The sequence below is a fragment of the Agromyces seonyuensis genome (genome assembly GCF_009789225.1).
Taxonomy (GTDB): Bacteria; Actinomycetota; Actinomycetes; order Actinomycetales; family Microbacteriaceae; genus Agromyces; species Agromyces seonyuensis.
On the sequence record NZ_WSTA01000049.1, the window covers coordinates 1 to 15055 of the forward strand.

General features: G+C 73.2%; 10 protein-coding genes. 1 reads left to right on the plus strand and 9 read right to left on the minus strand.

Going from position 1 to position 15055, the window contains the following annotated elements:
• The 7 genes from GB864_RS11350 to GB864_RS18975 form a co-directional block, all read right to left on the minus strand.
• The coding region (locus GB864_RS11350) for a DUF5671 domain-containing protein (RefSeq protein ID WP_336603968.1) at positions 1 to 982 on the minus strand (982 nt) is incomplete at its 3' end.
• Positions 979 to 1440 (minus strand): LpqB family beta-propeller domain-containing protein, encoded by a 462-nt coding sequence (locus tag GB864_RS11355; RefSeq protein ID WP_160425103.1) that lies wholly within the window; start codon positions 1438 to 1440, stop codon positions 979 to 981. The genes GB864_RS11350 and GB864_RS11355, both read right to left, overlap by 4 nt.
• Positions 1441 to 1642: 202 nt before the next feature.
• Complete coding sequence (locus GB864_RS11360) at positions 1643 to 2848, minus strand: hypothetical protein (RefSeq protein ID WP_160425105.1); 1206 nt, start codon at positions 2846 to 2848, stop codon at positions 1643 to 1645.
• A gap of 179 nt (positions 2849 to 3027) precedes the next feature.
• Positions 3028 to 3234: a hypothetical protein gene (locus tag GB864_RS11365; protein ID WP_160425107.1), complete on the minus strand. Its 207-nt coding sequence runs from the start codon at positions 3232 to 3234 to the stop codon at positions 3028 to 3030.
• Between the two features lie 53 nt (positions 3235 to 3287).
• Complete coding sequence (locus GB864_RS11370; RefSeq protein WP_160425109.1) at positions 3288 to 7025, minus strand: hypothetical protein; 3738 nt, start codon at positions 7023 to 7025, stop codon at positions 3288 to 3290.
• Positions 7026 to 7157: 132 nt separating this feature from the next.
• Positions 7158 to 9548, minus strand: a complete 2391-nt coding sequence (locus GB864_RS11375) for a LuxR C-terminal-related transcriptional regulator (RefSeq protein ID WP_160425111.1) — start codon at positions 9546 to 9548, stop codon at positions 7158 to 7160.
• A gap of 256 nt (positions 9549 to 9804) precedes the next feature.
• On the minus strand, positions 9805 to 11415 hold the full coding sequence (locus GB864_RS18975; protein WP_160425113.1) for a polysaccharide deacetylase family protein: 1611 nt from the start codon (positions 11413 to 11415) through the stop codon (positions 9805 to 9807).
• Between the two features lie 236 nt (positions 11416 to 11651).
• Between GB864_RS18975 and GB864_RS11385 the strand changes: the two genes are divergently transcribed.
• Positions 11652 to 13142 carry a DUF6421 family protein gene (locus GB864_RS11385; RefSeq protein ID WP_160425115.1) on the plus strand — a complete coding sequence of 497 codons (1491 nt, stop codon included), beginning with the start codon at positions 11652 to 11654 and terminating at the stop codon, positions 13140 to 13142.
• Between the two features lie 22 nt (positions 13143 to 13164).
• On the opposite strand, the gene GB864_RS11390 is transcribed toward GB864_RS11385, so the two are convergent.
• On the minus strand, positions 13165 to 13791 hold the full coding sequence (locus tag GB864_RS11390; protein ID WP_160425117.1) for a response regulator: 627 nt from the start codon (positions 13789 to 13791) through the stop codon (positions 13165 to 13167).
• Positions 13788 to 15038, minus strand: a complete 1251-nt coding sequence (locus GB864_RS11395; protein WP_160425119.1) for a sensor histidine kinase — start codon at positions 15036 to 15038, stop codon at positions 13788 to 13790. Before GB864_RS11395 ends, GB864_RS11390 begins: the two co-directional genes overlap by 4 nt.
• Positions 15039 to 15055: the final 17 nt, after the last annotated feature.

Here is a 15055-nt window from a genome sequence, read left to right on the forward strand (position 1 = left end):
CGGCGAGCGTGGCGGCGCGGCGGACCGCGGGGCTCCGAGTCGCGGCGATCCCGGCGTGCACGCGCCACACGGCCGCGCCGATCAGGGCGGCGGCGACGGCGGTGCCGAGCGGCTGCACGACCGCGGCGAACAGGTCGCCGGGATCGAAGGCGAGGCGGAGGCCGACGAAGAGCGCGGTGCCGAGCCCGCCGAGCGCGGCCGCGGCGGCGGCGAGCACCCCGACGAGCACGAGCGCGACCCCGGCGAATGCGGTGCGGGTGCGGCTCGCGCCGCCCAACACCCAGTGGATCCACCATGCCGCGGCGCCGACGAGGGCCCACGCGAGCGACTGGAGCGGTGCGACCCACCAGCCCGTGCCGACGGTCGAACGGCCGCCGGCCACGTCGATCGCCGTATCCAGGATGCCGCCGGCGGCGCCGATCGCGCCGATCGCGCCGACGACGAGCCCGTACGCCGCGCCGAGCACGACGGGCACGGCGGCCATGCGCCGAGGGGCCTTCGACGGATGGCGGAGCATCCACGCGTGCCACACCCACACGAGCGCCCAGACGACGGCGTTCGCGAGGTCGGCGGGTTCCCACCTCCCGTCGACGAGCGCCGCGAGCACCCCGGCGAGCACGACCGTCGTGACGATGAGCGCGAGCGTCAGCATGGCGGTGAGGTAGAGCCCCCACGCGATCGATGCGCGCTCGGCGTCCTCGTCGAGCCGCCGCCAGGTGAACCACCACAACAGCGCGGCGAGCGGGCCGCCGATGAGCGTGTAGGCGAGCAGCAGCGCGAGGTCGTCGCTGCCGCCGGCGAGCGCGGCGCCCGAGTCGACGAGGCGGCCGAGGAGGCCGGCGACGCCGATCGCGGCGATCACGACGAGCGCGAACAGCAGGATGAAGACGATGAGGCGCCGGACGGTGCCTTGCGCCGACGAGCCCTGGGGGATGCTGCGCTGCGCGCCGGCGCCCTGCGCCGAGGTGCCCGCCGCGCTCACGGCGTCACCGACGGGTCGCAGACCGCGAGGGTCCAGGGCGCGGTCTCGATACGCCACTCGCCGCCCGCCCGGACGAGCCGGAACTCGGCCTCCTCCTGGCTCTCGTCGGCACCGAAAGGCCCCTGCCCGTAGGTCGTGACGATAAGCACCTCGACGTCGGCCGAGTCGTCGTCCTCGCGCGTCGATCCGAGGGTCACCCGGACGCCCTCGCCGAGGTACGGCTCGAGGTGGAAGCAGTCATCGGCGTCCTCCGGGATGAGGAGCTCGCGCGCCGCAACCTCGTCGCCGTCGATGACGGCCTCGGTGTAGCGCTGGACCACTCCCTCGGGGCTCGCGGGGTCGAGTTCCTCCGGCTCGCCGCCGACGAAGACCACGACCGATGCGACCACCACGAGGGCCGCCAGGACGGCCAGGACCACGACGAGCGTGCGGTCCGGTTTCACGCTTGGAGCATCCATGCGCGCATCATCCCGCACGCGCGGGCCCGCAAGCCGTAGCGACGCGTCACCGGATTCCGTCCCAGGCACAGCCGATCGATCGAGCCGTGCCGTGACACGAGCGCCGCGGTGGGCCGGTCGCCGATGAGCGCGGACCCCTCGAGCGGTTCAACCTGGGCCGATCCTGCCACCGGGCGGCCGCATCGGCGGCCGCCCGGCGGGATCAGGCGCGGCTGGGCTCGCCGAGCGGGACGTTGCCGGTCTCGGCGTCCGGCTCGGATGCCGCGACCGGAGCGTCCGTTCCGGACTCGGCGACGGATGACTCGGCGACGGGAGCCTCAGCGGAATCCTCGGCGAGGGCGTCCTCAGCGGCTGCGTCCGCCGTCGGGGCGGGCTCGCCGCCCCCGGCGGGGTCCGACTCCGACCGGCGACCACGACGACCCGTGATCCCGCGGATCGCGAAGCCGATGGCGAGCACCAGGATGGCTCCGCCGGCTGCACCGGTCAGGATCGCGGCGAGGCTCCACGTCCCGGACTCCTCGCTCGCTCCGGTCTGCTCGACGGCGACCACGGGGGCGACGTCCTCCTCGGTCGACTCGGAGGCAGGTTCCGGCTCCGGCTCCGGCGCGACCGACGGTGCGGCGACGGGCACGACCGGCACCGCCCACTCTGGCGATGTGATCGTCCAGGGCTGGGGCTCGGGGTTCTCGAAGAGGCTCGCGCTCTCGTCGGAGGTGGTGAACGACACCGTCGCCGTGTAGTCGACGTTCGGCTGCGGCGGCCGCCACGCGAAGGTCGGCCAGATGCTCTCGGCGTCGTGACGCTCGAACACCGTCGAGCCGTCCGGCGCGGTGATCACGACGGAGATCTCTCCGGTCAACGGCTGCGAAGCATCCCCCCAGACGCCGGGTCGCAGCAGGACCGTCTCGTCGTCCGCGCCGAGGTCCTGCCAATCGAGCGTGAGCTTCAGTCCGCTCGGTGCGACGACGGCGTGCATCGAGCTCGAGGTCGTCATCCGGATCGGGGCCCCGGTCTCGTAGTCGAAGCCGTCGAGGGCGACCGTGAAGTCGAACTCGCCGACCGGCCACGGCTGACCGTCGGCGCGGTACAGGTTCGTGTCGAAGGCCATCCGCTCGCCGCCCAGGACCTGTGTCGTGTCGTGCGTGATGACGATCGGCACATCGCCGGTCGTCGGACTCGACAGGACCGGGTTCGGAGCGTAGGACAGGCTGGTGATCCACTCCCCGATCAGCCGCACCTGGAGGGGCGCGCCGTAGACGGTCTCCGTGGTGGTGCCGTCGAACTCGAGCGAGTAGTGGTAGGCGGGAGCCGTCTCAGCGGTTCGGGGAAAGACGGCTGCCGCGGCGGATGCCTGGCCGAAACCCGCAAGAGCGAGGGCCAGGGCGGCGATGGCAGTGAGGGTGCGCATGCGAGGAATGTATTGGCTATGCGCCCGCCGTGAACGTGCGTCTTCGAACCGAGTTCGAATCGATGCAGATCCGTGATCGGGGCGCCTCGGCGTACTGGGCGCGCCGATCGGTCCCGCGGACTCGGCGGTGGTTCCGCACGGGTCGATGGCTCCGCCGATCAGTCGAGCGGGGGGGTGAGTCAGTCGTGCTGCGGGATGACGTCCACGGCGCCGTCGGGCGCCAGCACCGCGAGCACCGGTGGGGCGTCGACGCCCTCGAGCGCCGCCGCGACCGCCGCGCCGACCGCTGCGGCGCGGGCCCGCAGTCCGCGGCGACGCGTCAGCCGTGCCGATGCGACGTCCCCGCAGCGGTCCTGCCGCCGAGTGAGCCGCCCCGGGCGCCGCACGGAACGCGTGCGAGCGGCGGACGCCCGCCCGAGGGCGGGCGCCCGACCGCGTCTCAGAACCACCGGCGCAGGAGCGCCCGGATGAACGCCACGACCGCGGCGACGATCGTCGCGATCGGCCCCGGCGACGGTGGGGCGGTCACGGTGAACGGATGCTCCGCAGTCGCCTCGGCCCCGGCGGCGTCGGTCGCCGTGAGGCGGAAGACGTGCGCCCCCGCCGCGACCCCGGCGGCCGACCAGCGCCCGGACGCCGCATCCGGGCAGGGCACGCTCGCGCCGTCCAGCGCGCACTCGTACTCGGCGATCGGCGCCCCCGGCGAGGACGGGGTGACGGTGAACGTCAGCACGCGCGCCGCGTTGTTCCACGCGAAGCCCCCGATGGTCGGCGGCGTCGGCGGTTCGGTCTCGGCGACGGTGAACTCGAACTCCGCGCGGCCCGTCGACCCGGACTGATCCACGACGATCAACGCGAAGGTGTGCGGGCCCGGCTCCAGGTCGGCGCCCGACCAGCGACCGTCGGCCCACTCGGGGCACGACGTCTCCGAGCCGTCGATGGAGCACTCGGAGCCGGTGAGCGGGACGTCCGGCGACGACGGCGTGAGCGTGAAGGTCAGCAGCCGCGCCGTGTCGTCCCAGGCGAAGTCCGTGATCGTCGGGCCGGTCGGTTCCGGATCCTCGAAGCCTTCGAGGTAGAACGAGAACTCGGTCGGCGTCGTGTCGGTCCGATCGCCCTCCGTCGCGAGCCAGGTCGAGACCCGGAACAGTCCGTTCCGCACCCCGACCGCCGAGAGTTCGGCGAACGGCACCGCTTCGAGCTTCCCCGCATCGTCGAGGAAGTCGGCGATCGGGCCGCACTGCTCGCCGGGTTCCGCCGGGAAGCTCACGAACTCGACCTTGACGCAGAGGTCTCCGGCGTAGTCGCCCCATTCGCTCCGACCGCCCATGACGTACGGGACGAGGTCCGGAACGGCGTCCAGCACGGCGAGCGGCTCGTGCGCCGTCGCCAGTGCGGCGCGATACCGGTCATGGGAGGACGGGACGATCTGCACGGTGAGCGGGATCGTGGCCTGCATGCCGCCGGCCACGACGGCGAGCGGGATCGTGATCGACCCGATCGCCGAGATCCCCGGCACCGAGTGCAGGTCGACGACCCACTCGCCCGTCGCCGGGTCCTCGCGGACCGAGAGATTCCCGGCACCGCCCGGCAGCGGGAAGCCGGCGCGCGCGACGCCGTCGGCGGGGTCGATCAGCTGGAACCCGGGGGCGCCACCCCCGTTGCCGCGGACCAGCCGGGCGAGTTCGTAGTTCGGGTTCGCGCCGGGGTAGGCGACCGGCACCTCGACGGCGATGCCGCCCGGCGAGAAGGCGACCGTACCCGACTGCGTCGAAGACAGCGGCTGGGGCGGCGCGAAGGTCGGCCGCACGGGGTCGTCGATCGGGATGCGTTTGCGCACCTCGGAGCCGTACGCGTCGGTGATCTTCACCTCGACGTCGTCGGTGAGGTCCGTGTCCGCCGCGAGCGTGTGCTGCACCTGCTGGAGCGGAGCCGCGCAGCTCGACGGGGACGTCTGGACGCACGAGAGGTCGTCGATCACGGTCGTCCCACCCGGTGCGCCGCTCGTCTTCTTGGGCCACTTCACCTCGACTTTGTAGTTGTTCGACGGAACCGGTGCGCTGACCTGCAGATCGAGCCGGAGATCGGGATCGCCGCCGTCGAGCAGGCTCGACTCCAGGACGGGCGTCGCCGGCTTGACCTTGAAGTCGACGACGCCCCAGGCGTCGGGCACGGTCCCGTCCGACGGATCCGTGTCGTGCATCAGCACCGACGCCCGGTGATCGCCGACCTCGGTCGGACGGAATCGCACGTCGTAGGACGTCGTGGCGGGGAGGACCTCGACCCAGGCACGGGTCACGCGGTCGATCCGCTTGACGGTCCAGGTGTAGTCGAAGCCGGTCTCGTGCAGGCCGTCGAACTGTCCTTGGTCGTCCACGGGGTTCGGCCGGAGCACGTGGGTCCGGTCCGGCGTCAGCGGGCCGACGACGCTCGGGCGCACGCCGGAGACCGCCGACGTCTCCGGCGGGACGAGCGCGACCGAGACGGAGGTTCCGTCGTCGCGAATGAAGTTGAGGGTGTTGCTGCGGGTCGCTTCGAGGGCGGCGTCCGGCCCCTCGCGCGTGAGCGAGAAGCCGCCGTCGGGCGCGGTCAAACCGGCGCCGGCGGGCGCGCGGGCCGCGAGCGTGTCGCGTCCCGCGTTGTCGACGTAGTTGAAGTCGAGCTCGGGACGTTCGCCCGCACCCGAATCCACCACGAGCCAGCCCCTGCTGAAGCGGATCGTCGACTGACCGGCGCCGTTCGGCACGGTGATCGAGTCCTCGACGTGCGGGGTCGAACCGTCCATGACGAGGAAGCGGTAGTCCTGGTCCGTCGTGGCGTTGTCGGACCAGAGCGCGACGCCGTCCGGGATCCGGACGCCGCTGTCGTAGGTCGAGGTCAGGCTGGTGATGAGTTCGACGATCCGTGCCGTGGAGACCGCCGACCGGTACGGCGGCAGATTCGCCGGAGTCATCCCTTCGCGGAGGTCGAGTCCGGCGTAGTCGTCGCGGATGCTCGCCAGGTCGAACGGGTCGGTCGCCTTCTTCGCATCCGCGAGGTCGTCGCGGAGATCCGTGCCGACCTGCTCGTACTCGGCGACCTGGATCGAGCCGACGATCGTCACGACGATGGCCGAGATGACCGCGCCGGCGATGGCGGCTCCCGCTCCGGCACCGACCGCCGCGAGCGTGCCCGCCCGCACCGCATGGGGGAAGATGCCGCCCATGACGGTGGCGACCGTCGAGGTGCCGCCTGCGGTGAGCGCCGATCCGACGGCAGCCGACGCGACGCCGGCCGCACCGCCCGCGACCGCGAACCCGCTGAGCGCCCCGGCCGCCCGGTAGACGCGCGCCATCGACTCGCCGACTTCGGGCGTCATTCGGTCGACCCCGAGCTCGGCGGCATTGCGATACACGCCCCAGGCGCGGAACGCGTCCGCGGTCGGTTGCGGCGGCGTATAGACGAAGGCCGACTCGAGGATGGTGTGGCGTCGGGCGCACCAGGCGACGACCTCCGACGGGAGCCCCACCGGATCGGTCACGGTGGAGGGTGCCGCCGGCGGGGTGTAGCCGCACTCCGCGGCTCGGAACGCGTCGAACTCGTCGACGGCGTACTGTGCGGTCTTCCGGTCGCTGGCGAGCAGCGTGGCGTTCAGCCAATCGAGGGTGGTCTGCTCGTTCGTCGTCAGTTCGACGCCGTAGAGCGAGCGGTCGAGGATGTCGAGGATACGGGTGAGCAGGTAGCCGCGGAGTTCGTCCGAGGCATGGACGCCGATCCGCCCGTCCGCAGGGAGGTCGTACAGCGCGGCCAGCACGTCCTGACCCTCCTCGAGGATCCAACCGAGCGCCGGCGCGGCATCGGCGTCTCCCGAGAAGAGTCCGTTGGACACGGTGATGACGTTCATCGGCGGCGCGAAGGGGTCCGCACCGCTCGCCGCACCGAGGCAGGCGGTGATCAAGCTCGGCACGCATTGGGAGTCCACGGTGAGGCCGCCGGACGTGTCGACTGACACCGCCCCCTCCGGGGTGATCGACAGCGAACCGGTGAGGGTCGACGTCCCCTGCAGCTGGATCGTCGTGGCCGGGATCTCCAGGTCGTCGCCTTCTTCCGCGAACGCCGGCGTCGCCGCCAGTGGCGCGACGAGCGAGAGTGCGGCCAGCGCGGTCAACAGGGTCGGTCTCAGCGAACGGTGGGGCATGACGGCTCCGCTTCCTCGGCGACGAGTGCTTTCCTCGTCAGCGTGGCCGACGGATCCCCGGACGTCTGTAGGGCATTCGCCCTATACGGGCGCGCCGCGCGCCGCGCGCCGCGCCCTCGACGGACGGCTCGCTCAGCGCGGTTCGAGCAATCCGTTGCGGTGGGCGACGGCCGTCGCCTCGGCGCGACCGCGCACGCCGAGCTTGCGGTAGATCGAACCCGAGTGGTGCATGACCGTCTTCGGCGAGCACCCGAGCCGAACGGCGATCTCCTTGTTCATGAGACCGTCGGCGAGGAGCTCCAGCACCTCGAGCTCCCGGGCCGTGAGCGCGAACGGCGTCGGCACGCCGGACTCCTCGTCGACGTCGGCGTTCGCCCGGAGCCAGCGGACGGCGAGGGGCACGGCCTCCGAGATCGCGAGGCCTCCATCGCCCAGGAGCAGCGCAGGCCACGTGGATCCGAATCTCGCCTCGACGGCGGCGTTCGCGGCAGCGAATTGGTCGCGGGTCCGCGGCGGCATCGCGCGCTCGATCCGGTCGCGGTCCGCGCGCAGCGCGCCGAGCATCCTGGCGGCGAACTCGAGGTCGCCGAGCTCGACGGCGATGAAGGCGGCGTGGGCGAGCGAGATCTCGGAGTCGAGCGACCAGCCGCGCATGGCCCCCTGCGCGAGCTTCTCGGCGCACCAGTGCGCCGCCGCCCGGAAACGGCCGGCGTCGAAGGCCGCACTCGTCAAGGTCGCGAGGACGTATCCCTCCTGCGCCACGTCGTGCTGCCGCCTCGCGATTCCGAGCGCCGTCTCGAGCGAGGGCAGCGGCAGGTCCGCGGGGACCGCGCCGGGTGGCAGCGAGTGCAGGATGACCGTGGCCCCGACGATGGTGTACGCATCCTGCACCCGGGTACCCCGTTCGAACGCTCCGACCGACCGCGCGACCGCGCCGTCCAGGTCGCCGGCGGCGTGCGCGGCGGCCGCGAGCCACACCTCGAACCGCGCCGCCCACGCGGCGTGGGGCAGCGCCGCAGCTTCGGCCGCACCTGCTGCCGCCGAAGCCGCCGCGGCCCGCAGGTCGCCCGTGATGACGAAGTTCATGATCCCGAGGAAGTGCGCCTGGAGCGAGAGCAGCGGTTCGGTGCGCGGATCGATGAGCTCGACGGCGCGCCGGTGCCGTTCGGACACCGCTGCGGCGATGCCCGCGCCGTCGGGCGACAGCGCGAGCAGGTGCGCGCTCCAGAGCAGCGCGCGGGCCTGCGCTTCCCGCTCCGCCGACCCGAGGGCGTCGGCGCGCACGACCTCCTCGAGCAGGTCGCTCACACTCGCGCGTTCCGCGAAGCCGTTCAGCGTCGCGGCGCAGTCGGCGAGCCACCCGGCGGCGCGCCCGGGCTCGTCGGCGACGATCCGCCGTGCCTCTTCGACGAGGTCGCGCCGCAGCGACTGCACGGTCGCGATCGACGGGGAACCGGCCGCGGACTCGACGGCCGACGCCGCCTCGCGCAGCAGTGCGGCGAGCACCGCTCGCCGCCGGCGGGCGTCCTCGTCTGAGGAGGAGGTGGACTCGCGCGCGTACGCGCGGACGATCGGCAGCAAGTCGTATGCGGACGCGGGGCCGACCGAACGGCGCAGTTCGATGAGCCGGAGGTCGACGAGCTCCTCGAGTTCGTCGACGTTCTGGGCCGGTGTCCGCGCGCCGAGCGCTACGGCGACCTCGAGCGGAACCGGGCCGACGAACTCGGACAACTGCCGCAGCAGGCGACGCGCGGGGCCCGAGAGCTGCCGGCTCGTCGAGGCCAGCGCGGCGCGGATGCTGAGCTGGGCGCCGCCGCCCCGCGCGGAGAGCAGGTCGAGTCCCGCGGCGTCGCGACCGCGGCGGAGTTCCTGCACGAGACGGCCGGTGGAGAGCACCCGCACGCGAGCGGCGGCCAGTTCGATCGCGAGCGGGAGCCCGCCGACGAGTCGGCAGATCTCGGCGATCTCCCCGGCATTGCCGGGGTCGATCCGGAAGTCCGGGGAGCTGCGGGTCGCCCGATCGATGAAGAGCCGGACGCTGGGCTCCTCGCGGATCGCCTCGTAGTCGGCGTCCTCGCCCGGCACCGCGAGCGGGTGCAGGCGGATCGTCGACGCATCGAGTTCGAGCGGTTCGTTCCGGGTGACGACGATCGTGAGTTGCGGACAGGCCTCGAGCAGCGACTCGACCGACGTCCGTTCGACCTCGAGTTCCTCGGAATGGTCGACGGCGAGCACGACGCGGCCGCGCCCGATGCGCGAGGCGATGGCACCGACGCCCCCCGCGCCGCCTCGGCTGGTGAGCCCGAGCCGACGTGCCGCTTCGTCGAACGCGGAGCCGCCGTTCGAGGCGCCGGCGAGGTCGACGTTCCAGACGTCCGCGTCGCGGCGCGGCGTCGCGGAGAGCGAGACGAGCATCGCGGTCTTGCCGACTCCGGCGCGCCCGTTGATCGAGATGCAACGTGCACCGGACGCGAGATCGCGTTCGAGCGCGGCGGTCTCGCGCTGTCTGCCGTGCAGTTCCACGCACACCCCCGCGTCGCGCCCACGGAGAGCCCGTCCCAGCTGCGTCGCCCCCCGATGCCCATCGGGCCGAGCCCGACACGCGAAGCCTATTGGAGGACTTCTGCCGCCGGCCCGCCCCGAATGGGGGGCATGGCGGATGCGTGCATCAGACGAAAGAGGCCGTCGCCTCGCTGCATCGGGTGCGCACCGAACTCGCGCTGCAGCGGCGGATGATGCCGGAACGTCGCCGCAGGTGGGGGCAGGCTGCAGCGACGCGTCAGCCGTGCCGGTGCGACGTCCCCGCAGCGGGCGTGCCGCCGAGCAGGCGCGAGACGGTCGTCGGCGCGAAGCCCGCATCGCGCAGCCCGTCGACGATCGCGGGCACCGCATCGACCGATGGCGCATGGATGTCGTGGAGGAGGACGATCCCGCCGCGTTCGACCTCGAGCGCACGCTCGCGGAGCACGGCGGCGCCGGGTTCCTTCCAGTCCTCGGTGTCGATGCTCCAGAACACGAGGGGCAGGCCCGCGGCGGTCTGCACGCGGTCGTCCGAGGCGCCGTACGGCGGGCGCAGGGTGCCCGGCAGGATGCCCGTCGCCGCGAGGATCTCGTCCTGGGTGCGGTCGATCTCGGCGCGGAAGTCGGCGTCGTCGAGGCCGGTGAGGTCCGGATGGTCCCACGTGTGGTTGCCGAGCTCGTGCCCGGCATCGGCGACCCTGGCCGCCGTGTCGGGGCGCTTCGCGACGTTGCCGCCGAGTTGGTAGAACGTCGCGGGCACATGGGCATCGGCGAGTTCGTCGAGGAGGCGGTCGGTGTACGGCCCCGGCCCGTCGTCGAAGGTCAGCGCCATGCACGCCACGAGCGAGCAGTCGGGGACCTCCAGCCCGCCGGCCGGCGGCGCGAACGGCACCTCGGCGGCGAGCGCGTCGACGAGCGCGCGGCCGTCGGCGCTGAGCACGCCCGAGAGCTGCAGGATCGGCAGTCGCACGGGCACCGAGCGGCTGCCGCCGCCGGTGGCGGGCACGGGCGCATGCACGAGCAGGTCGCCGTCCTCGAGCACGACCGTGTCGGCCAGCGCCGCCGACTGGGTCGCCGGATCGGCGGTCGAGAAGTGCGAACCGGCCGGCGCGAGGAGCCCTGCGCCGGCGAGCGCCTCGTCGAGGAGTTCGGCGACCCGGTGCAGGCGGTCCGGGCTGAACAGCGTCGCACCGTCGCCGACGTACGCGCCGTCGCCGTCGGTGTAGAGCGTCACCGAGGACACGGTCGTCGCCTCGGCGGTGCGCTCGGTGCGCACGAGCCGTTCGCCGACGCGGGAGCCGGTGGCGGCGACGACGGTGCACCCGAGCGTCAGCGATGGGGCGGGCCGATCCGCCACAGGGGCGCACGCGTCGCCGCCGGCGCCCGGGTCGACGCCCGGTTGCGGCGCCCACGCGGCCCCCCGCGCAGCGGCGTACCCGCGCACGGCCTCGCCGGAGCGCCGCTCGACTTCGGCGCGCAGTTCCGGCAGTCCCGCGACGGAGGCCCAGCGGGCCACGACCGACCAGCCGTCGCCGACCGCGGCCGCCGTCCACGGCACCGCACCGGCGTCGACGCTCGGCACGACGGCTTCCGCGTCGACGACGGGATCGGGCAGCGGATCGGTCAACGGGGCCTGCGTGTGCGGCGGGATCTCGACGCCGCGGAGGTTCCCGTCGAAGACCTGCACGGACTCGGCCGCCTCGGCGCAGCCGACGAGCGCGACGGCGCTCACGGCGAGCACGCCGAGCGTGGTCTTCCGGTGCCGGCGGGTGAGCGCGGCGGCGCGGGTCAGCGCCGATCGTCCGGCGCCGAGCGCGCGCCGGAACGGGGTCGTCCGACGCCCGGAAGTCGGGATCTCGGGTCGGCGCACCGGACCACGGTAGTGCGGCGCGGCTGGGACGACGATGCGAGTCCCGCCGCCCGCCGGGCCCCGTGGAGGATGCGTGCGCCGCACGCACGGCGCCTGCGCGCATCGCGCCGTCCCCGCAGCGAATCTGCATGAGAGCGGCGGAAATGATCGGAACCGCGCGCCTAGCCTGGACTGATCGATCATCCATCGCGCTCGACCAGGGTCGAGACGCCGTTTTCGTGCGAACGGAGGTTCCTATGTCTGAGACTGCCGCCCTCACGCGCAAGTCCATCGTCGGAGAACCCGAGGTCGTCGAGGACGGTCGGAGCCCCATCGTCGGAGAACACGAATCCGGGAACGTCGTCGAGGACGGCGGGATCGCCGCCGGCGTCGAGCACGACCCCGCCTGGCTCGCCCTCAAGGACGCCGCGAACCGCATCCAGGCGCTCCAGGCCGCCGACGGCTCCATCCTCGACGAGTCAGCGCACGCCGAGGCATCCGCCCTCGTCGAGGCGATCGTCGACGGGATCGAGGCCCTCGCGCCGCGCTTCCCGCACGACGCCGACTACCTCGCCGCGCTCCCGGGCGACTTCCGCGCCTGGCAGGACGGCGGATTCGCCGCCCCCGACTTCCTCGACTCGCTCGTCGCCTTCGCGCCCGCCGAGCACCGCGTCGACGGGCTGCGCCACCTCGTCGTCTTCCCCATGACGACGCAGAACGGCTCCCGCGACCGCCATGTCGAGGCGCTGCTCGTCGAGGTGATCTGGCCCGAGTTCGTCGCCGCTCTCGAGGCGGGCGACTACTCGAACCGGCTCTTCGTCAGCCTCCGGCTCGTCGACTTCACGAGCGGCTACGACACCGACTCGGCCGTGCTCTTCCCCGAGACCGTCGCGATGCGGGAACTCCCCGCCTTCACCTGGGGCGCGATCTTCCAGGACCGCGAGGCCGCGCGCTACCGCCGCGTCGTCCGGGCGGCGGCCGACATCACGAAGCTCGAACTCCCCGCCGACGCGCTCGCGATCCTCGACGACCAGCGCCTCGCCGAGGAGACGTTCGTCATGTGGGACCTCATCCACGACCGCACCCACATGCGCGGCGACCTGCCGTTCGACCCGTTCATGATCAAGCAGCGGATGCCCTTCTTCCTCTACTCGCTCGAAGAGCTGCGCTGCGACCTCACCGCGTTCCGCGAGTGCGTCGCGATCGAGCGCACGCTCCGTGCGAAGCAGGATGACTCGGAGCTGACCGACCTCGAGGCGCAGACCCTGGAGCGGGCGAAGCACGTGCAGTACGCCGTCATCTTCGACCGCATCTTCCGTTTCGCCATCACCGGATCGCGCGTGCGCAACTACGACGGACTCGGCGGGCAGCTGCTGTTCGCGTGGCTGCACCGGCGGCACGCCCTCGAGTGGACGGACACGGCGCTCGCGTTCGACTGGGACGCCGTGCCCGAGGCGGTCTCCGCGCTCGGCGACGCGATCGACGAGCTCTACTGGGAGTCGATCGACCGACCGAAGACGGCGCACTGGCTCGCGGCGTACGAGCTCGTCCGCTCGGTGGTGGAGCCGCACCCGGCGTCGGTGTGGGCCGAGGGCCTGCCGCGCGAGGTGCTCGCCGGTGCGCCGAAGGGCTACACCGACCTCGTGATGGACGACGAGTTCCCGCTGTCGATGTTCTACGAGGCGCTCGACAAGAAGCTGCAGCCGGTCATCGCCTCGACGGTCGGCATTACCGGCGCGAGCGCGTAGCGCCCGCCCCTCCGCCGATCCGTCAGCGCAGGATGCCGCGGCGGCGCGCCTCGGAGACGGCGGCCGTGCGCGAGCTCACGTCGAGCTTCGTATAGATGTGCGCGAGGTGGGACTTCACGGTCGTCTCGGTCACGAAGAGCTTCGCGGCGACCGCCGTGTTCGAGCGACCCGCCGCGACCTCCTCGAGCACCTCGATCTCGCGGGCGCTCAGGCTCGTCTGCGGGGTGCGCATGCGTGAGAGCAGACGGGACGCGATCACCGGGGCGAGGGCGCTCTCGCCGTTCGCCGCGGCGACCACGGCGGCCGTGAGCTCGTGCGGCGGCGCGTCCTTCAGCAGGTAGCCGCTCGCACCGGCCTCGACGGCGCCGAGGATGTCCGAGTCGGCGTCGTAGTTGGTGAGCACGAGCACGTACGGCGGCGCGGGCAGCGCCCGGATCCGGCCGGTCGCCTCGGCGCCGCCGCCGCGGCCGTCGGGCCCGAACTGGAGGTCCATCAGCACGACGTCGGGGTTCTCGCGCGCCGCGGCGGCGACGGCCTCGTCGGGAGTCGCGGCCTCGGCGACGACCTCGAACCCGTCCTCGGAGCCGAACAGCGCGCGCAGCCCGGCGCGGACGATCGGGTGGTCGTCGGCGATCACGAGCCGGATCATGCGCGGGCCCCCGATCCGTCGGTGCCGACCGGGGCATCCGGCCCGTCCCCGGCCGCCGGTCCGACGGGGTCGAGGGCCAGTTCGACCGCCACCGTCGTGCCGCGCCCCGGCGCCGAGTCCACCTGCAGCGTCCCGCCGAGCTGCTCGATCCGCTCCCGGGCGGCCTGCAGGCCGAAGGAGTCCGTGCGGCCGGCCGACGAGGCATCCGCCGCCGCGCCCGTCTCGAAGCCGCGCCCGTCGTCGGCCACGACGAACCGCACCCGGTCGCCCTCCACCGTGAGCACGATCTCGGCGTTCGTCGCTTCGGCGTGCTGGACGACGTTGGCGATCGCCCCCTGCGCGATGCGCAGCAGCGCCGCCTGCAGGTGCATCGGCAGCGGCACCGCGTCGGAGACGCGCACGTGCACGGCGAGCCCTTGGGGCGCCCAGTGCGTCGCGGCCAACCGCCGCAGCGCCCCGCCGAGGCCGTCGTCGTCGAGGTTCGGCGGCGTGAGCTCCCGGATGAAGCGGCGCGTGTCGGCGAGCCCGGCCGCGGCCGTCTCCCGAGCGAGGCGCACGTGCTCGACGCCGGGACCGTCGGGGTCGGCGCGCTCGGCTGCGTGCAGCAGCAGCTGGATGCTCGAGAGCCCCTGCGCGACGGTGTCGTGGATCTCGCGGGCGAGCCGCGCGCGCTCGGCGAGGATCCCGGCTTCCCGCTCGGTCGCGGCCAGCCGCCCGCGCGCGGCGGCGAGCTCGGCGAGCAGCCGTTCCCGCTCCGCCGCTTCCCGGGCGAGCGCCTGATAGCCGAGGCCGATCATGACCGCCACCGCCGCCCCGATGAGCGGGCCGACGACTCCGCCGACGGTCCAGCCGCCGTGCAGTCCCAGCGCGATGACGGAGACCACCGCGGTCGCGGCGACGGCCGCGATGCCCGTCCGGCCGCCGAGCAGGTGCAGATCGAGGAAGAACAGCGGGAACGCGAGGTAGGCGGCATCCGGGATGAGCCAGACGAGCACGACCCACTCGAGCGTCACTGCGGCGAGCCAGACGAGGCCGCCGAAGCGTCCTGAGAGGGGCGCCCCGCCGACGACGAGACCGCCGGCGACGTAGGTGGCCAGGAACACCGCTGCGCAGACGAGCACGGCGACCGTGTCGTACGAGCCCGAGAGCAGCGCCCGCGCCCCGACGAAGGCCGTGAGGCCGACGACGAGCACGTGCAATCCGGCCCGCAGCCCGACGAAGACGGGGGTCGGTGCGAGATGGGCCATGCGGCGGACTCTACGCG

Bases quoted from the DNA above. Each gene is read 5' to 3' on its own strand.
- GB864_RS11355 (WP_160425103.1), bottom strand. From the start codon at position 1,440: ATGGATGCTCCAAGCGTGAAACCGGACCGCACGCTCGTCGTGGTCCTG.
- GB864_RS11360 (WP_160425105.1), bottom strand. From the start codon at position 2,848: ATGCGCACCCTCACTGCCATCGCCGCCCTGGCCCTCGCTCTTGCGGGT.
- GB864_RS11370 (WP_160425109.1), bottom strand. From the start codon at position 7,025: ATGCCCCACCGTTCGCTGAGACCGACCCTGTTGACCGCGCTGGCCGCA.
- GB864_RS11385 (WP_160425115.1), top strand. From the start codon at position 11,652: ATGTCTGAGACTGCCGCCCTCACGCGCAAGTCCATCGTCGGAGAACCC.
- GB864_RS11390 (WP_160425117.1), bottom strand. From the start codon at position 13,791: ATGATCCGGCTCGTGATCGCCGACGACCACCCGATCGTCCGCGCCGGG.
- GB864_RS11395 (WP_160425119.1), bottom strand. From the start codon at position 15,038: ATGGCCCATCTCGCACCGACCCCCGTCTTCGTCGGGCTGCGGGCCGGA.